The following is a 20,968-nucleotide window of genomic DNA, read 5'->3' as shown; positions in this document are numbered from 1 at the left end:
AGCAGGGCTATGGCTATATGACCAACCTGCACAGCTGTATGACATGCAGGACGTGCTTGGGTTAAAATAATGACTCATCAAATGGTTTGACTGGTAATTTTTGCACACAATAAACCTACAAGCTCCTTTCTAAAAAAGGTTAAAATAGTCAAAAGTTACACCCAAGAAACTTTAAAATTACTACAAATACAATGATGTGTGGACGTAGGGGCGTGCTGAGCACGCCTTGTATAGTAATATCATCAAAGGGTGTGCGGAGCCAACCCCCTACAAACCCGTGGTAAATATCAAGTTGGTTGGGTGTACTTAAAAAGCCATTTTAACCTTTTATTTTTATGAAAAAATCACTCATCATTTTAAGCTTTCTTGCCACGCTCGCCCACGCCAACACCCAAATGTATGTCATTCACACCTATGGCGACCCTGCTCTGCTTGACATCATCCAAGATGAGCTTGGCAATCGTGGCACGGCACGGCTATATCAAGACAAACTCATCATCAAGGCGACCCCTGCCGACCATGAGCGTATCTCTACCCTTGTCCGTCAAGTGGATGTTGCCCCAACCCAGCTTAACATCTCGCTTGCCCTAAACAACCAAACCGCCCAAAGCAGTCAAGGCGGTCATGTCAATGTCGGTATCTCTCGGCAGGTGTGGATAAACGGGCAATACCACAACACCCAAAGCCAAGGCACCACAAATCAGCACTACACCGTGCAAACCCTATCAGGCTCGCCTGTGTCTATCACTCAAAGTACGCTCATCGGGCTTGTAGGCTGGCAAACTCATCAGCGATATGGCAGAGTGTGGGTGAATTTTGGTGCGTCTTGGGTGGCACTCACAGACGGTTTTTCTGCCAAAGCGACCGTCTCTCCAAACGGTCAAATCCGCCTAAGCCTACACCAGTCGGCACGCACAGGCACGCTTAGCACCCAAAATCTATCCAATGACATCATGCTACACCGTGGACAATGGACAAAAATCGGCGACATTCGCACCGACAACACCACAAGTGGGAGCTATGGCACGAGCCAATATTCACAGACCATGCCGATTTGGGTTAGGGTGGATTGATGGTAAGATATTGTATATGATTATCATTTATTATGTTAGGCATGTCTTGAGCCATATTGAGTGTTTGCTTAAATCAATAGTTTTAAAAATTAAAAATAATCTTTTGAAAAACCATACATTATAAAAGTAGTTGATTTTTATATAAATTTTTATTAAAAAATTGATTTTTCTATTTTTTCCGCGCAAAATTTCAAAATAATGCTTGCATTTTATTTCTTGGTGTGGTTTAATACACACATAGCAAAATGCTAATACATGATTTTGTTATGATATGACGATTTTTAGAAATTTGTTAATAGTCATTAAAATTTTAAATTAACTTGTTAATTTTAAAATCTTTAATTATTGATAACTATTACTTAAATCGTCATTAATCTCAATATTAATTTACTTTTTAAGGAATAGCATCATGGCTAAATTATCTCTTGACGGTCTAAGCGACATCGACGGTTTCATCGCAGCAGCATTGGTTGATAGCGAATCAGGTCTTGCCCTAGCTGCTTTGGGTACTGGCGTTGACCTAGAACTAGCGGCTGCTGGTAACACTGAGGTGGTACGTGCTAAGCGTAAAACTGCAAAAGCATTGGGTCTTAACGAGTCTATTGAAGACATCCTGATTACTCTAAGCGGTCAATACCACCTTCTTCGTCCACTAGTACGTAACGAGAATCTATTCTTGTACCTAGTGCTTGATCGTCAAAAATCAAACCTAGCAATGGCTCGTCACAGCCTAAAAGGTTTTGAAACTGAATTAGACTTCTCTTAATTCTAATTAAGATAATGATTGAAAAACACCTGTCTTTGGCAGGTGTTTTTTATTTTCAAACAATAACTTTGCCAATAATACCAATTATTTGTCGGTTGGTCGCTATATTTGGTATTTTGGAGTGCCCTAGTTGTATAATAACAAAATAAATTCGCAAAAATAAAAAATCTTACAGACCGTCAATGGATTGTTGCATAATATGAGCTTTAGCATAAACAGGCTGTATTTGTATGTTTTTTGTATGAATAATGAAAGTAAAAGCCCTATTCCCCTAAAATTTGCGATATGTGGAATATTTTTTGCAACAATTCTTTTATCTATATTTGTATTTTTGTCCTAAAAAGCTGATATTGTATGACAATTCGGCAAAATTATAAGGAATACACCGTGTCCTTTTCAGTATCTAGATGTGGTCATGTGATACCATCTAAACAGTTGGGGTTTAGCTTGGTTGAGCTAATCATTGTTGTTGTGATTATAGCTATCATAGCCACTATTGCTGCTCCAAATATCAATAGGTCATTAGAGAGTCAGCGTAATAAATCTACCGCCCAAACCATTGTCGCTGCCATGAAAGAGGCACGTGCAGAGAGTATGATGCGCCGACAGGATGTGACACTTACTCTGACGGGAAATAATGCAACATTGACGGTAGCGGGTACCACATTAAAGGATTTTAATATCAACACCTCAACGCCAGTAACAACATCAAGCGGTGCTGCCACGGTGGTATTTTTAGCAAACAAGCGAGTTAATCCAGCATCGACTTTTACGGTTGCTTGTGATAGTGAAGGAACTCGTGCAGGACGAGTGGTGGCGGTTGATGTTAATGGTAATGTTAGCTTACGTTCGGAGAATAGCCAATGTTAAGACAGAATACCTGTATTCGCCAACATGGCTTGGGCATGGTAGAAGTTATGGTATCATTACTACTGCTTGCTGTTGCTGTGCTTGGGTTTAGTGCCATGCAGATGAGAGCGGTAAAGGCAACAGATGAGACGCTTATTCGTAGCGATGCCATGGTAGCAGTACGTAATATTGCAGAGAACATGCGTTTGCATCCTACCGCAGACATGAAGCAAAGATATCGTGATGCCATCGCTGCACATGGTTCTAGTGCAAACCCTGCCACTTATGCAGCAGCCATACCAGCTGCGCCTAGCACAAACTGTGCAACATCCGCTTGCACTGCAACACAGCAGGTGGATTATACTGCCCATCAAGCCATGAGACTGGCTGCAGATAACCAAATGATGCTAAACGCTTTGGACTGTCCTGGTGCAGGATTGGTGCGTGTTTGTCTGATTGCAAGCTGGGGAGAGACAACTCCGACCGTTGGTGGTGGTAATGCAGACTGTATTTCTGATCAAGGCACCTACAATCGTGGTTCAAGCTGTGTTGTATTGGAGACTTACTAATGATCAATAAACAACAAGGTTTTACCCTCATAGAGTTGATGATTTCTCTTGTGTTAGGTTTGCTTATCATCGCAGCAGTTGGTCAGGTATATGTGATCAGCGTACGTACAGCCACTGTCCAAGAAGCGGGTTCTAGTATCCTAGATGCCAATGTATTTGGTCTGCAACATATTGAGAATAATAGACTTCCTGCAAAACTAGGTTTTCCGTTCACCCCGAGCTTGTTGAGTGGTGGCGGAAAACCATTATGGTTCGACAAGCTCACCACGAACGGTTTTCCTTATTTTTGGGTTTTGCAGGAAGTCTAATATCCGCATGGCGGGTCTGGGTCTGTCAGAGGTTTCCAGGGCCAGTGCTGTGGACAGTGGCGTATTAGCAGGTGGCGCTAATGCTGAGGCTGTTGGCGTGTTACGCAATCTCACCACTGACCTTCTTAGTCGAGACGCATTAGGTGCTACCACGACAAACACCAATGGTGGTGGTAGTGATCAGCTAACCATTCAGTATAGAGCACCTGTGAACATGCGTGACTGCGAGGGTAATTTGGTATTGGGACCTAGAACGGGTGTTTTAGAAATGCCAGGTAACCCTGTCGGGCCCATTGATGGTCAGATTATTATCGAGCGATACTTTGTCCGAGCCAATGGCGATACCTTAGAGCTTCGCTGTGATGCTGGTCTATATGTCTCTGATGTCATCGTTGAAGATAATGGTGCAGGAACGGCAGATGCGACCATTCTAACGGGTGCCGCCGAGCAGAATAACATCCATCGCTTTGGCGATGACGGGGCGTTGATTGTCTCAGGCATTGATGATTTTCAGGTGAGATTTGGTGTTGCCAATGGCAATGGTATTCGTTATGTGACGCCGACCGAGTATAATAACATGGGAGCTAACACAGCAATCATCGCCATTCAGCTTGGTCTTTTGACTAAAGGTAGTGTCTCATCGATTGACGCTCCAGAAAATCCAACTTATACTATTTTAGGTAATCAAGTTGGGATGAAAGCTGATCAAGGCAGATTTATTCGTCGTGTCTATGAGACTAACATCATGCTACGTAACTCACGTGGTCGTTCTTAATCATGTCTTGGTGCGACTATGACAATACAACAATATATAAAGGTGGTACTATGGTAAATCGCTCTGAATCTGGGGTGGCACTGATTGCTGTGCTCTTATTTTTGCTTTTGATTGCGATTGCAGGCATGATAGCGGTGCGTCAGGGCAGTTTGGATTTACGTGTTGCCACCAATGAACAAGCTGACGTGCTGATGTTAAACTCATCTGACTCTGTATTGGCTCATATCGAGACGGTAGCTGGCGATAATAATCATGCACTTCGCCCCCAGATGATGTCTCAGACCAGAGGCGTGCTTGGCTACTTTATTCCCATCGGTGGTGCCAATGCGGATCCTAATGAGAAAGTAGATCATCAAGTACGTTTTTGCTACACACCCAGTGCACAGACATTTTTTGATGTCGAGAGAGCTCGTGTGTTACTGCCAGGTGGCGGCACCATGCGTACCAATGATGGTGCTTGCAACCCCAATAATGCCCAAGACTATATATCGGGGCGTAACACTGTTATGACTCAGGTGGTAACTCGTGGATTAACCAGTCAGACTGCTGATAGTGATAATTTTAAGTTAGCATTAGAAGGCGAGCAGCTGGGTGCAGGCTTCACACCGCCTAGCTCTCGCATTGCCATGCACAGTGTGTCTATGTTGCCTGGCTTGTCCAGTGCTGGCAGTGCTGATATTAGGAATTGTATGGATATGGCGGTCGGTGATATTACGAATGCCAACTATGGCAATAACTTCGGTGCAAGAAATTTAACCACTTGTCTCCAAGAGCAAGGTGTCCCTGCCAAAGCCATCGTTGAAGAAGCTATTCTGCGCTTTGAAAAAGAGGCGGATGTCTGCGACAATGCTCAGCTTGCTGCAGACGGCACCTGTCGGGCACCTACACCATAAGAACTTAAGAGTAGTTATTATTAAAATACTAAGGTAATATATGATGAAAACATTTTCAATAAAACAGCTCAGTCACGCCATTATCGCCACCATGACGGTCATGAGTGCAGCGACACTACAATCTCATGCCAATACTGTTGAAAAACGCATTGGCGACCTAGAAATCTATGAAGCACCTACAGGTGGTGGCTCATCAGTCATGCTGATGCTGGATAACTCAGGATCGATGGGTTTCCCCAGTGTGGGTGTTGATTATCCCGGTAGAGGATGTCCCAATGCTCGATATCTTCGGTCTGACAGTAACTCAGTTGTTGTCAAAAAAGACGATGGCAGTGCCGGCGAGCGTGTCAGTTATACAAGAAACTACTGCACCTCGACGGCGTATTATGATCGTATGGCACGTCTAAAAGATGCCATCATGCCACTGCTGGCCGATCCAGCCAAAGGCTTTGGGTCTGAGTACATGAAGTATAAGATCGGGCTGGGTAACTTCTTTTATAGAAGTGACGTTGATGGTGGCGGGGTCATCTCTTATCCTGTCTCTGAGCTTACTTATGAGCACAGACTGGCGATGGCAAAAATCATCGCGGGTTTACAGGCCAATACCCTCACACCCACCGCTCATGCCTATGCCGAAGCGGGGGCGTATATGCTAGGGACGACCACGAGTGGCTCAACAGAGATGGCGGACTTTTATACCTTGGTAACTTATGGGAATAATAACCCAAGAAATGGATCTCCTATGGTTCGCTGTACTGCACCACAGCCCAAAGAAAATCAGCGAGACACCGCATGCCCAATAAATGGTACTGCAAGAGCAACTTTTAGCCAACAGCTATTAGCTGATCTCGGTGTGAATCATCAATATAATCGTGGATGGATAACTTATTATTACAAAAAAGAAACCCTGCCCAAGGGGGCTACAGGCAGTGGTTTTAACATGGCACACTCAAAGGCCATCAAAGGCAATACTTATGTATCTCCCATGGGCGACAGTCAATGCGATGGTCAGGGCATCTACTTTCTGACAGATGGTGAGCCCAACAACGCCAGCGGTCATGGCGTTGCCCTCGATGCCACCACTTCCATCATGAATGCTGCCTTAGGGGCGAACCGTCTGTCTTCAAATCGTGGACTTTGCTCTATTAATGGCAACCCTAGAGATATCATCAGTTCTAGTAGTAGCTATGCCGGCTTGACCGGCACCATCGGCCATCCTCAGTGGGAGTGTATTGGCGAGTTTGCCAAACAGTTGGCAAGTAAAGAAAATAAAGTTGGCAAGCCGATTTTGACAGCCTCGGTGGGTTTTGGTAGGGTTTTTAAGAGTGCTAGCACCAATAAAAAAACCATGCAAGTAACAGATCCCATCACAGGTGAAAAAAGCACAAGGGATGTCCATGATTGCTCTCTTATTAGACAGCGTGATGCTAGAAACTTGTGTTATCTGGGTGAGCGTGGTCATGGCTATGGTCAGGGCGGTTTTTATTATGCCGAATCTTCGGATGATGTCGCCAGAAGTATTGTTGAATTTGTAAACAGTGTGACGGGCAGTATCTCAGCCGCTCCTTCAGGAACGGTGGCTGTGCCAACTGACCCGCTGTCCATTGCCAGCTTGCAGCCTTATGCCTATCTGCCCATGCTACAGGCGAATATCGCAGAAGCACCTGCAACATGGCCGGGCAACTTAAAAAAATACCACACGTTAAACGGCACATTATATGGTAGAGATGGGGCGACCAGACTCTATCAGACGGCAGGAGGCTCCACCTTCCCCTATGCCACCAACCCTAGGGCTCTGGATATATGGCAACAAAGAGGTGCCGCTGATGGTGCCATTACCACAGGGGGTAGCTATGCACGCTTGCCAGCACCTACAGCAACTAATAAGAATACCGTGCGTACAGTCTATGTAGAAGATGCCGGTAAGATGAAGAAAGTAGGTGTCCAAAACGGTCGGCTATTTGGCTTTGATGCCCTGTCAGCGAGCTACAGTGCCTTAGATAAGGCGTATATCCTGCATTACTTGGGTTTTGGTAATGTGTCTTTGTTGGAATCAGACTATCGAGGCACGCCAGCACAGCAGAATGCTAAACTACAAAGTGAGTTTAGCAAAGCACCTGTAGGCAAGCCGGTCATGGGTGGTATACATCACTCTGTACCAGCATTGGTGGCATACCAAGGTCAGTTTGACAGCACAGGCAACGTCTCATCAACACAAGGTCGTCAGGACTACGTGCTGTATGGCTCCATGAGCGGTTCTTTACTTATGGCAAATGCCAGCACTGGCGAAGAGGAGTTTAGTTTTATCCCTCGCAGAATGTTTGAAGATGACAAACAGCGTAGAGCTCTAAGCCCATCAGGAACAGGCACTTCTGGCGAGCCTGCCTTTGGGGTCGATGCACCTTGGATGATTAATGCTAAATACAACTATGACTTTTCGGCTTCACCCACACGGATTACTACCGATGCAATTGCCGCTTCGAATAACGCAACAGCTCAGGGGCAAGGTCATATCTATGCCTACGGCGGTCTGCGTATGGGGGGTGAGGGTTTGTATGGTTTGAATTTGACCAATAGATTGGCACCTAGCATGCTATTTAGCATAGACAGCAAAACACCCGGATTTGGACGCATGGGTCAAATTTGGGCGAAACCTGTTGTGGCAAAAATCAAAACCGGAACTGGCAGTAGAGGTGAAAGTATTGAGCGTGAGGTGTTGATTTTTGGCGGTGGCTATGACATGTGCTATGAGAACACCCTGTTCAAACTAAATGATGCTGACAATAAGGATGCAACGTGTGCTAACAAGGCAGAGACCAAAGGTAACGCGGTTTACATGATTGACTCAGAGACAGGAGAGCTGGTTGGACGCTGGACAAAAGATGAGAAGATTGGTGGTGCAGGTGTTACAACCACCAGCGGGTTGGCTCATATGAATCACAGCGTGGTGGGTGGCATTACAGCACTTGACCGCAACAATAACGGTTATATTGACCATCTGTATTTTGCCGATTTGGGTGGTCAGGTGTTTCGTATTGACTTAATTGAGCTGTCGGGCAGTAATCAGGGAGTAGAACTGACTAACAAGATAACCAGAGGTGTGGTCAGGGTATTTAACGCCAACGAGGGTGGTTTGGGTAAAGATCACATCCCTTATCGTTTTTATGAAGCACCGATTGCAAGTTTTTATACCGATCCTAATGATTCACAGCGTTTTGCGGTGGTTAATGTCGCCTCAGGGGACAGAAGTTCGCCACTAAGCCGTCGCCGTGGATTGTCAGATGCAAACCGTGTCTACGGCATCATTGACCGTGATATCGCCAGCACTCGTGCAACCAACTCGTTGATTGGGGAGAGTGGCTTGATAAGCATCAACCTAGATAATTCAAATTTGCAAAAAATGGATACCAAGTTGATCGCAGGGGCTAGTAATACAGAGGCGTACCGTGAGTCGCTCATCAAAACAATGAGAGATAGAAAGCCCAACGAAGCAAGAGAGGTTAGGGTTGGTGATTATACCATTAGACTGCCAGTATATAAGCATATGGGCTGGTATTATGATATGATTCGTTATGATGGTCGTATTGATGTTGAGAACCTAAAAGCGGTCGGACCGGGCATGGTTGCAGGTGGTGTGTACTATAACAGTGTCTATAGTCCTGATTTTCAGTTTGGTAGTGGTGGGACGTGTGATGCTCGTACCATAGGTGCAACAGAGCGTCAAATGTATTGTATGCCTTGGGGTGTCTGCCCAACCAATACTGCCGAAAAACCATCTGTAAATGGTACATTGGGTTATGCAACAGCTGGCATGGGTATCCAAGAGTTGGCAACCGTCGCCTATACTTCAGAGCGTGATACAACCACAAACTTGCGTACCTTCCTAAGTGCTCAAACCGTACAAGAAAGAGCCAGTATGGCAAACACCAGTCCTTCCCAAGGTGGTGGTTTAGATGGTCGTTTCGTTGATACGGCAGGTAAATGGGTTAATGCTGGTGCCGGTGTTGATTTGTTCGGACAGCCACAGATTGACAGAGAAAGATACAATCTGCGAGTGAATCGTTGGTACGATTTCCAAAATGCGGAGAGATGATATGACTCAGAGGTTTTTTGTTAAACATCACGAGCAGGGTTTTACCTTGTTGGAGCTGATGATTGTGGTAATAGTTGTGGCGATACTTGCCAGCATTGCCCTTCCCAACTATCGCAACATGGTTGTTCGTAATGCAGAGTCAGAGGTGCAGTCTAGCATGGGTAGAATCCAAGTGGATTTAGATAGATGGCGAGCATCTGCCATGACCTATCGTGGTTTTGTACCTGTCAGAGATGTCGATAATAACGGAAGGTCGATTCATAGTTATGGTGATAACACCCCTAACGGTACGGTTATATTCGTGCCGTTAGGCAGTAACCAAGATAACTTTCGCTATCGTATTGAGTTAAGAGACGGTGATAATACAGCAGTCGGTCTAAATCCTGCCATTAATGCCAACATTGTAAGTTCGGGACGCTCTTGGGTGATGCATGCCACGCCAAATCCCAATAATGGCAGTATTGATAATGCCAGTGCTTTTGTACTGCGTAGCACAGGTTTTAAGTGTAAATCCAGCGTTGGCGCCGATCCGACTGTGGTAGGTCTAGCTACGACGACCTGCAATGCTGCAGGGCAGGAGACTTGGTGATGAATAAACAGCAGGGATTTACACTGATAGAAGTGATGATTGTGGTGGTGATCATCGCCATCTTGGCAGCCATTGCCATTCCTAGCTATCAAGATTATGTTGTGCGTACTAAGCGTGCAGACATGATGACAGAATTACAAAATATTGGTAGGCAGTTAGAGGCAAGAAAGCTGGCGGTGGGACGGGGTGGTTACCGTGCTTTGGCAGCTAACAACAACCAAGCCATCCAAGATCTGCTTGGGGGCTATCCTCGCTCAGGTATTGCATTATATAATGTAACCATCGGTAACCTAGACTCTGGTAACTGGGTATTAACAGCAAATCCGAGTGCAGCTGGTACACAAGCTAGAGATGGTGCACTTGTTCTAGGCGCCAATGGTAGAAAATGCCGTGGTAATAGCTGTGGCATGGGTGATGAATGGAGAAATTAGTAGCTCCGTTATTATCATTCTAAGTTGCTACTTAAAACTCACCCAATAATAACATATCGGGTGAGTTTTTATTAGACTTCTTTCCAAACCCCGATTTTTATAGATCTTTAAAAACTTCAAACCCAGTGTTTATAAGGGTTTATTTTTAGTTTAGAAAGAGATTTGTTGCCAAATATGTATCAATCAAATGTATCGATTTGGTTCTCTATTGATATATTTTACCAAATGAATAAGCATCTTTTCCAAAAATTCTTTGCAGTCATACGCCCATCTCTATTATAATAGGAGTGTTGAACTTTTGTATTTGCAATAAAAGCAAGATTTAGCCATTTCATGAAAAAACATCATTTTATTTCTACAAAATTTCTAAATGTTAAATTGTGTTGTAAAGGTTCAACATGCCCTAGACACATTAATGGTTTAATACGGATAATATAATGAATCCATCTTTACATTTTACCCTGCCCACTTGGTTTAACTCAGCCCTTGTGGCGGGCATGAAGCGTGGCATAGAAAAAGAAGGTTTGCGTATGCAGTCCAACGGACACGCCTCCAAAGCCTTCCACCCTGCCAAACTCGGCTCAAAACTCACCCACCCCTACATCACCACCGATTATTCTGAAAACTTATTAGAACTCATCACCACGCCCAAAGCCACCATCAAAGATGCCTTGGATATGCTTCGTGAGCTTCATGTGCTGGTGCATCGCTCGCTAGAATATGGCGAGCTGATGTGGCCGTTATCCATGCCGTGTATGTTGTCGGCAGATGACAGCGACATTCCGCTTGCTGATTATGGCACGTCCAACATCGGACGACTCAAAACGCTCTACCGCTCAGGGCTTGGGGTGCGATACGGTCGCAAAATGCAGACCATTGCAGGATTGCATTATAATCTATCGGTGGGCGATGACTTGTTTAACAAATGGGCAAAGGCGGAAGTTTGCACCGATTTACAAGATTTTAAAAACAAAAAATATCTGGGACTGATTCGCAACTTCAAACGCCTAACGCCACTTGTCTTATACCTACTTGGGGCAAGCCCGAGCGTGTGCGGATGTTTTTTGACAGGTCGCACGCATGATCTTGTACCGCTTGACAACGCCAAGCACACTTACTATCAGCCTAACAGCACAAGCCTACGCATGGGCAAATTGGGCTATACCAACAGCGTTCAAAAAGAGCTGGACATTCGCTACAACGATTTGGATGAATACATCAAAGGACTAAGACGAGCCATTGGCACGCCATTTGCCGACTTTACGGACATTGGGGTGGACGACAAAGACGGCAATCCTGTGCAGATTAACGACCATATTTTGCAAATTGAAAACGAGTTTTATAGTCCCATCCGCCCAAAACAAGTAACCCAATCAGGCGAGACACCCACGCACGCCCTACAAAGTCGGGGGATTGCCTATGTGGAGTTTCGTGCCATTGACCTAGACCCGTATAGCGACATCGGTATCACGACCGCTACGGCGTGCTTTTTGGAGATTTTGGCGTTGTATTGCTTGCTGTCCGAGTCGCCTGATTTGCTACCTGATGAAGAGCAATATCTGGCGGACAATGTGGAGACGGTCGTCAATCACGGTCGCAAAAAAGGCGTGCGTATCACAACCGAGCAAGGCGAGCAGGAGCTACATGAATGGATTGTGCGTACTTTGAACGAGATGCAGCCCATTGCGGACGCTTTTGATGAATATCACGAGGGCAACGACTATCGCAGTGCATTGGCACTCATGCAAGGCAAGGCAACCAATCCAAACTTTACGCTGTCGGCACAGATTGAGTCGGATTCAAGACGGCTTGGCAGTACATGGAAACTTGGGCAGTTTTTGGCACAAAAGCACCAAAATGAACTGCTTGGCTATGCCATCAGCAATGAAAACGCCTTTAATTATGCCAACATCGCCATACAGTCCTTTGCCGACCAACAACAGTTGGAGAGAGAAGAGACCCAAGATTTTTATGAATACTTACGACAATACAGATAATATTATACTAAAACACCTAACTTTTCGCACGCTGTGTGCGTGCTTATTTGCCTTGTCGGTTGTAGCGACCCTTGTGGCGATTTTTTATTTTCAAAAGCATTTGGGGCTTGACCCGTGTCCTTTGTGTATCTTTCAGCGAATTGGCGTGTGGATAATGGGGGTGTTTGCCTTTGTTGGCATGCTTGTAAACCCCAAAAAACTCTGGGGCAAGCTCACTTTGTGGGGCGGTATGGCTCTTGGGGCGTTGTGGGGGCTTGCGATAGTAGGTCGTCATGTGTGGCTTCAACACCTGCCTGCTGATGAAGTGCCTGCCTGTGGACCGGGGCTGAACTACTGGGTGGATACCTTGCCGATTTTGCAGGTGTTCCAAGAAGTACTAAAAGGCTCGGGCGAATGTGCTGAGATAGACTGGCAAATGTTGGGGTTTAGCATTCCTGAGCTGACTTTGGCGATGTTTGCGGTGTTTTTGGTGATATTGGGTGTTGGGTTTGCTAGGATACTAAAAAAGCAGATGTAAGGTTAAGGTAAAAGAGAAGACGGAAAAATTTTTCCGTCTTTTTTATTTCTAAAATAAAAAACCGCCTTTTACCAAAATTTGCTATAATTTGCCAAATTATCATAGTAAGGCACTATCATGCACATTCATTTTTTGGGTATTTGTGGGACATTTATGGGGTCGCTTGCCCTGATTGCACGTTCGCTTGGGCATACGGTTACAGGTTCGGACACCGCCATTTATCCGCCCATGAGTACCCAGCTTCACAACGCTGGCGTTGAGATTTTGGAGGGCTACAAGTCCGCTCACCTAGACCCTGCCCCTGATTTGGTGGTGGTGGGCAACGTCTGCAAACGTGGCATGGAGGCGGTGGAATATATGCTTGATAAGCGACTTCACTACACATCCGCTCCGCAATTTTTGTCCGAACATGTCCTACAAGACCGCCACGTCCTAGCGGTAGCAGGCACGCATGGCAAGACCACAACCACGACCATGCTTGCTTGGATTTTGCAATATGCAGGGATTGACACAGGCTTTTTAATCGGTGGTGTGCCACTTGTGGCTACCGATGACGAACGCTTAAAATCTGCCTTTGCCCACAGCTCGCATTTGGGTCAAGACTATTTTGTCATTGAAGCGGACGAGTATGACAGTGCTTTTTTTGACAAACGCTCAAAATTTGTTCATTATCGTCCCACGACTGCGATTTTAAATAACTTAGAATACGACCATGCTGATATTTTTCCTGATTTAAAGGCAATCCAAACCCAATTTCATCACATGATTCGCATGATACCGCCAAGCGGTCAAATCATCATGCCAAAAGGCGTGGAGAGCTTAGAAGATACCTTAAAAATGGGCGTATGGACACCTGTTTGGCGGACAAGCGTGGGCGATGAGGCGGATTGGCAAGCGACTTTGGAACAAGCGGACGGCTCAGTGTTTCACGTGAAACATATCGGACAAACAGGCGATGAAACAGGCACGGTAACGTGGGGCATGAGTGGCGTGCATAATGTCAATAATGCGTTAGTTGCTATCGCAGGGGCGTGTAGTGTGGGCGTGAGTGTGGCGACAGCGTGCAAGGCTCTGTCAAACTTTGCAGGGATAAAACGCCGTATGGAACTCATCGGCGATATTGGCGGGGTGCAAGTGTATGATGATTTTGCCCATCATCCGACTGCCATCACCACCACGCTTGACGGTGCCAAGAAAAAACTCACAGGTTGCAAGATTTGGGCGGTCATCGAGCCACGCTCTAACACCATGAAATTGGGTGTGTATAAAGCCCAGCTTGCTCCGTCAGCGTCATTGGCAGACGGTGTGATTTGGTATGAGCCAAAAGGCTTGTCATGGGGGCTAAAAGAAGCTGTTGGCGAGACGGGCGGGCAAGTCGTACTTGATAGCATTGATGAGATTTTGGCATTTATCAAGGCAAATGTCCGCTCAGGCGATGCGATAGTTGTTATGAGTAATGGCGGATTTGAGGGGATACACGGGCGGATTTTGGAAATACTGACTTAACCATCACAAAAAGCAAAGACTTGCTTAGGCAGGTCTTTTTTCATTGCTCTTTTTTTTACAAAAATCACTCACAATCTTGCATATTTGCTAAGATTTTAACCAAATCATCAAAAATCTGCCTAAAATTTGACATTCGTCCTACGCTATTAACGTTTTTGGGGTAGTGTGGGCGGTAAGATTGGCTTACAATTCATTTAACTTTTACATCAAGTAAAAAGCAGACAAAGCAAATTGGTCAGGTTGGTAAAGGTATTCTAAGACCATTGTTTAACCATGGTTTAATTGATTTGCCAAAGCATTTATGGGCTAGGCAGTTATAGGAGAGACATCATGAGTATTATTTGGACAATCATTGTAGGATTGGTTGCAGGACTGTTGGCTCGTGCCATCAAACCAGGGGCAGACTCAATGGGCTGGATTATGACCGTTATTTTGGGTATTGTCGGGGCGGTCGTTGGCGGATTCTTGGCGAGTGCGTTGGGTATGTCAGTTGAGGGCGGTTTTGGTGGCTTGGTGCTGTCAGTCATTGGTGCCATCATCGTTCTGTTCATCTATGAGTTTGCCACGGGTAAAAGACGTTTGAAGTAATTAAAAATAATTTAATCAAAAAATATTGACATTTTAAAATGTTAAATTTTGATTTGACAAAAACCTTGCTATGATATTGGCAGGGTTTTTGGTTTGTGTATTTATTTTATCAAACCCCTTGATTTTTTAACAATTAATGAGTATTATTATCATCTAAATTCCTTATTTATAACATGGTTTTTTGGTGTATGTTTAAGGCGTATTTTAAACCAGTTGATAAGGGTGATTTCAATTTATTGATGTGGTTGGAAATTTTATGATGATACCTTCTTTTGAGTTAAAAAAATGGGCGACCTGCTTGGGGCTTAGCCTTGCTCTCATTGGCTGTGGCAACGACAAGCCTGCCGAACAAAAAACCGAACAAGCCCCCACGCCCACCGCCCAAACCGACAAAATGACGGTGGTAACGACCTTTACCATTATTGAAGACATTGCCCAAAATGTCGCAGGGGATGCAGCAGACGTTCATTCCATTACCAAGGCAGGGGCGGAGATTCATGACTATGAGCCGACCCCAAAGGACATTGCCAAGGTTAAAGAGGCCGATTTGATTTTGTGGAATGGCATGAATTTGGAGCGTTGGTTTGAAAAATTCTATGCCGATGCCAAAGACACTCCTGCGGTGGTGGTAACGGACGGTATCACGCCCATACCTATCAAGGCAGGCTCATATAAGGATTTGCCAAATCCGCACGCTTGGATGTCTACGTCTAACGCCTTGATTTATGTGGAAAATATCAAAAACGCATTCATCAAACACGACCCAAAAAACAAAGACGTGTATATTAAAAATGCCGAAGAATACGCCCAAAAAATCAAAGCCATGGATGAGCCACTGCGTGCCAAACTTGCTCAAATTCCTGAGAATGAGCGTTGGCTCGTTACTTCAGAAGGGGCATTTAGCTACCTTGCCAAAGATTATGGGCTAAAAGAAGCCTATCTGTGGGATATTAACGCCGAGCAACAAGGCACGCCCCAACAGGTCAAGGCTCTCATTGACACGGTTAAAACCAACAAAATCCCTGTGGTATTTAGCGAAAGCACCATTTCGGACAAACCTGCCAAACAAGTCGCCAAAGAGGCAGGGGCGTATTATGGTGGTGTTTTGTATGTGGACAGCCTAAGCGAAAAAGACGGGGCAGTGCCAACGTATCTTGACTTACTTAATGTAACGGCAAGTACGGTGGTTAAAGGGTTTGAAGACGCAAAAGCCCAAAAATAATTGACAAGGCGATTTGGCAAGATAAAATACGGTATCTTGCCAAATTTTTGATTTAAAAAATATGGAAATTTTAAACATTTCTGATTGTGTTTCAAAAAGTATGCTACAAAGAAAACCGTTCGTGGCGAGCTATGCCTGCCCATAACGGTTTTCCTACCCGTAGGCAGGCTCAGGGCGAACAGAAAACCTAGTTCAGCATACTTTTTAGACTACTATCAAATTTCTATCTTTTTTAAATCAATTTTTCACAATTATGACACACATTCACGATTTAACCGCCAGCATTAGTGTTCAGGATTTGTCCGTGCGTTACGCCAACGGTCATCACGCCCTTTTTGACATGAATTTTGCCCTGACAGGTGGGACAACTTGTGCCTTGGTGGGGGTAAACGGCTCTGGCAAATCCACGCTGTTTAAGTCCATTATGGGACTGATTAGGCCTCAATCAGGGCAGATTTTGCTCTCTGGTTTGCCCATTAACACCGCCCTAAAACAAAACCTAGTCGCCTATGTTCCCCAAGCCGAAGAAGTGGACTGGCAATTTCCTGTGTCGGTCTATGATGTCGTGATGATGGGGCGGTATGGCTATATGAATTTTTTGCGACTACCCAAGGCAACCGACCGCCAAAAGGTAGCGGACGCCATGGATCGGGTGGATATTTCTCATCTAAAAGACAGGCAAATCAGCGAACTGTCAGGCGGTCAAAAAAAACGAGTGTTTTTGGCTCGCTCGCTTGCCCAAGAAAGCAAAATTATCCTGCTTGATGAGCCGTTTACAGGCGTTGATGTCAAAACCGAAAAGGCGATTATGGCGTTGCTTGACGATTTACGAAGCGAAGGGCATTTGATTTTAATCTCCACGCACAATCTGGGGACGATTCCAGAATTTTGCGACCAAGTGGTGATGATAAATCGCACTGTGCTGGCAAGTGGTACGACCAAAGAGACCTTTACCCAAGAGAATTTGGAGAAGGTATTTGGCGGTGTGTTACGGCAAATTCGCTTGGCAGGCAAGGATTTGCACGATGACGATGACAGTCGTGCGGTTACGATTTTGGCGGACGATGAAGTGCCTGCGGTGTTTTATGGGGTGCATGATGACACGCCCGAGCGTAGCCACTGCGATGAGACTGCACAGGCGAGCCGTGTGGGGCAGGTCAATATGAATCAAAAACGGGCAAAAAATGACGGCGTACAACTATACAACCCTAAAACCGACACCACAACGCCCAGCCCCACACCAAATTTAAACCCAAATAAGGATATGCCATGAGTGAGCTGTTTGCCCTGCTTGCCGAGCCGTTCGCCTATGAATATATGGTAAAAGCGATGGTGCTGTCGTCTGTGGTCGGTGGCGTGTGTGCGTTTTTGTCGGCATATTTGATGTTAAAGGGTTGGTCGCTTATTGGCGATGCCTTGTCCCATGCGGTCGTGCCGGGGGTGGCTATTGCGTACGCACTCGGCTTACCTTATGCGATTGGGGCGTTTTTTTCGGGGATATTGGCGTCTTTGGCGATTTTGTGGGTTAAATCTTTGACAAACCTAAAAGAAGATGCAGTGATTGGCTTTATTTTTACCACGTTTTTTGCGTTAGGACTGTTTATCATCTCTATCAATCCCACGTCTGTCAATGTTCAAGAGATTATTTTTGGCAATATTTTGGGCATTAGTGATACCGACATGATACAAGTGGGCATTGTCATGGCGGTGTCGCTTGGTTTTTTGCTCGTTTTTTGGAAAGATTTACTGCTTGTCTTTTTTGATGAAATTCACGCCAAATCGGTGGGACTGTCTCCAAAAGTGTATCAAGTACTGTTTTTTAGCCTGCTGTCTGCGTGCGTGGTGTCGGCACTGCAAACGGTGGGGGCGATTTTGGTGATTGCGATGGTCATCACCCCAGGGGCGACCGCTTATCAACTGACCGATAAATTTAACACAATGGTCAAAATTGCGGTAGCGATTGGTGTGGCAACGGGTGGGCTTGGCGTGTATTTGAGTTATTTTTTGGACGGGGCAACAGGCGGTGTGATTGTGTCCTTGCAGACAGCATTGTTTGTGCTGGCGTTTTTGTTTTCGGGGAAGTTTGGGATAATCACACAAAGATTAAAAAGAAAGCATTTATCCGCCCAATTTGACAACCATAGATTTTAATATGCAACTTCTAAATTTTCTCACCGAACCCTTATCCCACACCTTTATGCAACACGCCCTATTGTCATCGGTCGTGGTTGGGGCGGTGTGTGCGGTGCTGTCGTGCTATGTGGTGTTAAAGGGCTGGTCGCTTATGGGCGATGCGATTAGCCATGCGGTGTTTCCGGGGGTGATTGTGGCGGTGTGGGCAGGACTTCCGATGTCGCTTGGGGCATTTGTGGCGGGGCTGTTTTGTGCCGTGTCGGTGGGTTTTTTAAAAAACAACACCCGTATCAAGGAAGATACGCTCATGGGCATTGTCTTTGCAGGCATGTTTGCGGTGGGGCTTGTCATATTTACCAAAATAGACACCGACCAGCATTTAAAGCATATTTTGTTTGGCAATCTGCTTGGCATCAGCCGTGAAATGCTTATCCAGACCATGATAATTTGTGGGGCGATTTTGGGGGCGGTGCTGTTAAAGGGTAAGGATTTATTGTTGTACTGCTTTGACCCAAGTCATGCTCGTGTGGCAGGACTGTCGCCCAAAGTTTTGCATTATGGGTTGCTTATTTTATTGTCCGCCACAATTGTGGTTGCCATGCAAGCCGTTGGCGTGATTTTGGTGGTGGCGATGCTCATCTCCCCTGGCATTACGGCATTTGTCTTGTGTCGGCGATTTCATACCATGCTGGCTGTGGCGGTGGTAAGTTCGTGTTTGACCAGTTTTTTAGGCGTGATTTTAAGTTATCATCTGGATTCGGCAACGGGGGCGACGATTGTGCTATTGCAGGCGGTGGTGTTTATATTGGCAGTTGTCACCTCAAAAATAAAAGAAAAACGCCAATCATGACGACTGGCGTAGGGTGGTTTAGCGAGTGCCAAAAATCTTATCGCCAGCATCCCCAAGACCGGGGATGATATAGCCGTCTTCGTTGAGATGACTGTCAAGCGATGCGGTAAAAATCTCAACATCAGGGTGAGCATCATTGACAAGTTTTACGCCTTCGGGGGCGGCGACCAACACAAGGGCTTTGATGCTTTGACAGCCATGTTTTTTTAGCATATCAATGGTGGCAACCATACTACCGCCCGTGGCAAGCATGGGGTCTAGGATTAGGGCAGGACGTTTCTCGATGTCTTTAACAAATTTTTCAAAAAATGGCACAGGTTCAAGTGTCTCTTCATCACGTTGTAAGCCAACAAATGAGATTTTGGCGGTGGGCAACAAATCAAGCACGCCATCTAACATACCAAGTCCCGCTCGCAAAATCGGCACCAGTGTTACCGTCTTACCCTTGACCTGCGTGCCTTTGATGGTGCTACCATCCCAGCCGTCCATGTCAAAATCTTCGGTCTCAAAATCACGACTCGCTTCATATGCCATCAGCCGTCCAAGCTCGTTGGTGAGCGTGCGAAATTTATAGGTAGAGCAGTTTTTTTCTCGCATGAGCGATAATTTGTGACGGACAAGGGGGTGGTCAATGACGGTAATTTGCATGATAATTCTCAATAAAGGTACAAAATGGGAAATTTGGTGTATTTTACCATTTAAGTAGGGTGGCATGAAGTTTTTTTGATAATTTTTTTAATGAGAATAAAGTACAAATGTAAATACGATTGTAATTACAAATCATTGATAAACCTAAATTTTTCTAAACTGTAACAAATCATTTTAAAATAACCATTATGTCACCACAAACGACAAATCAGCAATAATTCTTTACCGTTATACAGTATCAAGTTTGATTTTCTTCTTATATAATACCAATCAAGATAAAGCAGTCTTACTTCTTAATGAAGTTAGGATTGTTTGATTTGATTATCATATTTTGTTTACCTTATTTTAAGGAGTTCTTATGAAAGCAGTTAAATTCATCGCCCCAATCTTTGCTCTTGGCGTTGCCTTTACAGGTGTGGCTCATGCAGAAGCGACCATGGATGCGGCAAAAGCGGATGAAACCACCACAAAAGTAAGACAAGTGTCATACAGTTGCAACAAGGGTGGTGCAGTCAAAGTTACTTATGGCTTTAATAAGCAAAAACTACCAACCTATGCCGAAGCTCATTTAGGGGGCAAAACTCGCTTTTTGCCGATTAACTTAGCACATTCTGATGTTGCTGGCACATCTTTTGGTGATGAAAACAGTTGGACAATTAGTGGTGGTGCTATGACACTGGGTAATTACCATGAGTCAGATGTATTAATCATGGATCCAAATTCCGAAATTCAATACAAGCATTGCAAAGTTGTCGGCACTAAAAAGATTAAGGGTTAGCCTGAACGAAAAGACAGTCCACTGACTGTCTTTTTTTAAATCCACAACAAAATCAATACCTTAAACCACTTTCCCTAAAAATATTCAAAAAAGTACTTGACCCCCACCAAAAACCCTGTATAATACGCACTCATTCAAGCAATGGTTAGTTACAAAACACCAACAAAACAACTTTAATCTAAATAAAATTAAGAGTGAAGTTTGTTAAAGTTTGAATATTTCGAAAGAATTGATTTAAAAGTTAAGTTAAAAACAAACTTCTAAAAACTTTCAAAAAAAAATTAAAAAACCGCTTGACATCAAAATCCATTGTGATAGAATAGTCAGCCTTGATTGATGATACAGACGATGTATCACGTACTATTTAAAAACATACTAAGAAC

General features: G+C 44.8%; 20 protein-coding genes. 19 read left to right on the top strand and 1 reads right to left on the bottom strand.

Annotation, left to right across the window (positions count from 1 at the left end):
- Positions 1-335 precede the first annotated feature (335 nt).
- The 18 genes from K941_RS16480 (at position 336) to K941_RS0109505 (ending at position 19,159) form a co-directional block, all read left to right on the top strand.
- Positions 336-1,073 (top strand): hypothetical protein, encoded by a 738-nt coding sequence (locus K941_RS16480; RefSeq protein WP_051226003.1) that lies wholly within the window; start codon positions 336-338, stop codon positions 1,071-1,073.
- A 409-nt stretch (positions 1,074-1,482) separates the two neighbouring features.
- The gene (locus tag K941_RS0109585; RefSeq protein WP_029103448.1) at positions 1,483-1,839 is read left to right on the top strand and encodes a hypothetical protein; all 357 of its coding nucleotides are present in this window, start codon (positions 1,483-1,485) and stop codon (positions 1,837-1,839) included.
- A 354-nt stretch (positions 1,840-2,193) separates the two neighbouring features.
- Positions 2,194-2,709 carry a GspH/FimT family pseudopilin gene (locus K941_RS16475; RefSeq protein ID WP_051226002.1) on the top strand — a complete coding sequence of 172 codons (516 nt, stop codon included), beginning with the start codon at positions 2,194-2,196 and terminating at the stop codon, positions 2,707-2,709.
- Positions 2,703-3,257, top strand: a complete 555-nt coding sequence (gene pilV, locus K941_RS0109575; RefSeq protein ID WP_029103447.1) for a type IV pilus modification protein PilV — start codon at positions 2,703-2,705, stop codon at positions 3,255-3,257. Before K941_RS16475 ends, pilV begins: the two co-directional genes overlap by 7 nt.
- Positions 3,257-3,565, top strand: coding sequence for a PilW family protein (locus K941_RS0109570; protein WP_029103446.1), 309 nt, complete (start codon positions 3,257-3,259; stop codon positions 3,563-3,565). The genes pilV and K941_RS0109570 overlap by 1 nt, the downstream gene beginning before the upstream one ends.
- A gap of 7 nt (positions 3,566-3,572) precedes the next feature.
- Positions 3,573-4,340: a PilW family protein gene (locus tag K941_RS0109565; RefSeq protein WP_029103445.1), complete on the top strand. Its 768-nt coding sequence runs from the start codon at positions 3,573-3,575 to the stop codon at positions 4,338-4,340.
- A 50-nt stretch (positions 4,341-4,390) separates the two neighbouring features.
- Positions 4,391-5,233 (top strand): hypothetical protein, encoded by an 843-nt coding sequence (locus K941_RS0109560; protein ID WP_029103444.1) that lies wholly within the window; start codon positions 4,391-4,393, stop codon positions 5,231-5,233.
- Between the two features lie 43 nt (positions 5,234-5,276).
- Entirely contained in the window at positions 5,277-9,326 is a 4,050-nt protein-coding gene (locus K941_RS0109555) for a pilus assembly protein (RefSeq protein WP_029103443.1), read from the top strand.
- 1 nt (position 9,327) lies between these two features.
- Entirely contained in the window at positions 9,328-9,915 is a 588-nt protein-coding gene (locus tag K941_RS18045) for a prepilin-type N-terminal cleavage/methylation domain-containing protein (RefSeq protein WP_029103442.1), read from the top strand.
- Positions 9,915-10,346 carry a type IV pilin protein gene (locus tag K941_RS0109545; protein WP_036388055.1) on the top strand — a complete coding sequence of 144 codons (432 nt, stop codon included), beginning with the start codon at positions 9,915-9,917 and terminating at the stop codon, positions 10,344-10,346. Before K941_RS18045 ends, K941_RS0109545 begins: the two co-directional genes overlap by 1 nt.
- A 437-nt stretch (positions 10,347-10,783) precedes the next feature.
- On the top strand, positions 10,784-12,343 hold the full coding sequence (gene gshA / locus K941_RS0109540) for a glutamate--cysteine ligase (protein WP_029103440.1): 1,560 nt from the start codon (positions 10,784-10,786) through the stop codon (positions 12,341-12,343).
- A complete protein-coding gene (locus K941_RS0109535; protein ID WP_084137731.1) occupies positions 12,318-12,860 on the top strand; it encodes a disulfide bond formation protein B in 543 nt (180 codons plus the stop codon). Before gshA ends, K941_RS0109535 begins: the two co-directional genes overlap by 26 nt.
- A 117-nt stretch (positions 12,861-12,977) precedes the next feature.
- A complete protein-coding gene (gene mpl, locus K941_RS0109530; protein WP_029103438.1) occupies positions 12,978-14,366 on the top strand; it encodes a UDP-N-acetylmuramate:L-alanyl-gamma-D-glutamyl-meso-diaminopimelate ligase in 1,389 nt (462 codons plus the stop codon).
- 330 nt (positions 14,367-14,696) lie between these two features.
- Positions 14,697-14,954: a GlsB/YeaQ/YmgE family stress response membrane protein gene (locus tag K941_RS0109525; RefSeq protein WP_036388054.1), complete on the top strand. Its 258-nt coding sequence runs from the start codon at positions 14,697-14,699 to the stop codon at positions 14,952-14,954.
- Between the two features lie 256 nt (positions 14,955-15,210).
- On the top strand, positions 15,211-16,176 hold the full coding sequence (locus tag K941_RS0109520; RefSeq protein WP_029103436.1) for a metal ABC transporter substrate-binding protein: 966 nt from the start codon (positions 15,211-15,213) through the stop codon (positions 16,174-16,176).
- A 253-nt stretch (positions 16,177-16,429) separates the two neighbouring features.
- Positions 16,430-17,449, top strand: a complete 1,020-nt coding sequence (locus K941_RS15425) for a metal ABC transporter ATP-binding protein (RefSeq protein WP_084137730.1) — start codon at positions 16,430-16,432, stop codon at positions 17,447-17,449.
- The gene (locus tag K941_RS0109510) at positions 17,446-18,327 is read left to right on the top strand and encodes a metal ABC transporter permease (protein ID WP_322782721.1); all 882 of its coding nucleotides are present in this window, start codon (positions 17,446-17,448) and stop codon (positions 18,325-18,327) included. Before K941_RS15425 ends, K941_RS0109510 begins: the two co-directional genes overlap by 4 nt.
- Before the next feature lies 1 nt (position 18,328).
- Positions 18,329-19,159 carry a metal ABC transporter permease gene (locus K941_RS0109505; RefSeq protein WP_029103434.1) on the top strand — a complete coding sequence of 277 codons (831 nt, stop codon included), beginning with the start codon at positions 18,329-18,331 and terminating at the stop codon, positions 19,157-19,159.
- A gap of 18 nt (positions 19,160-19,177) precedes the next feature.
- Here K941_RS0109505 and upp read toward each other — a convergent pair whose 3' ends face one another.
- Complete coding sequence (gene upp, locus K941_RS0109500) at positions 19,178-19,807, bottom strand: uracil phosphoribosyltransferase (protein ID WP_029103433.1); 630 nt, start codon at positions 19,805-19,807, stop codon at positions 19,178-19,180.
- 358 nt (positions 19,808-20,165) lie between these two features.
- On the opposite strand from upp, the gene K941_RS0109495 reads away from it, so the two are divergent.
- The gene (locus K941_RS0109495) at positions 20,166-20,585 is read left to right on the top strand and encodes an ACP-like domain-containing protein (RefSeq protein WP_029103432.1); all 420 of its coding nucleotides are present in this window, start codon (positions 20,166-20,168) and stop codon (positions 20,583-20,585) included.
- The last annotated feature ends 383 nt before the right edge of the window (positions 20,586-20,968 follow it).

It is taken from the genome of Moraxella caprae DSM 19149, assembly GCF_000426885.1.
Lineage (GTDB): Bacteria > Pseudomonadota > Gammaproteobacteria > Pseudomonadales > Moraxellaceae > Moraxella > Moraxella caprae.
Note: the sequence above shows the minus strand (reverse complement) of the source record. Positions and strands in the feature narration are given on the sequence as shown.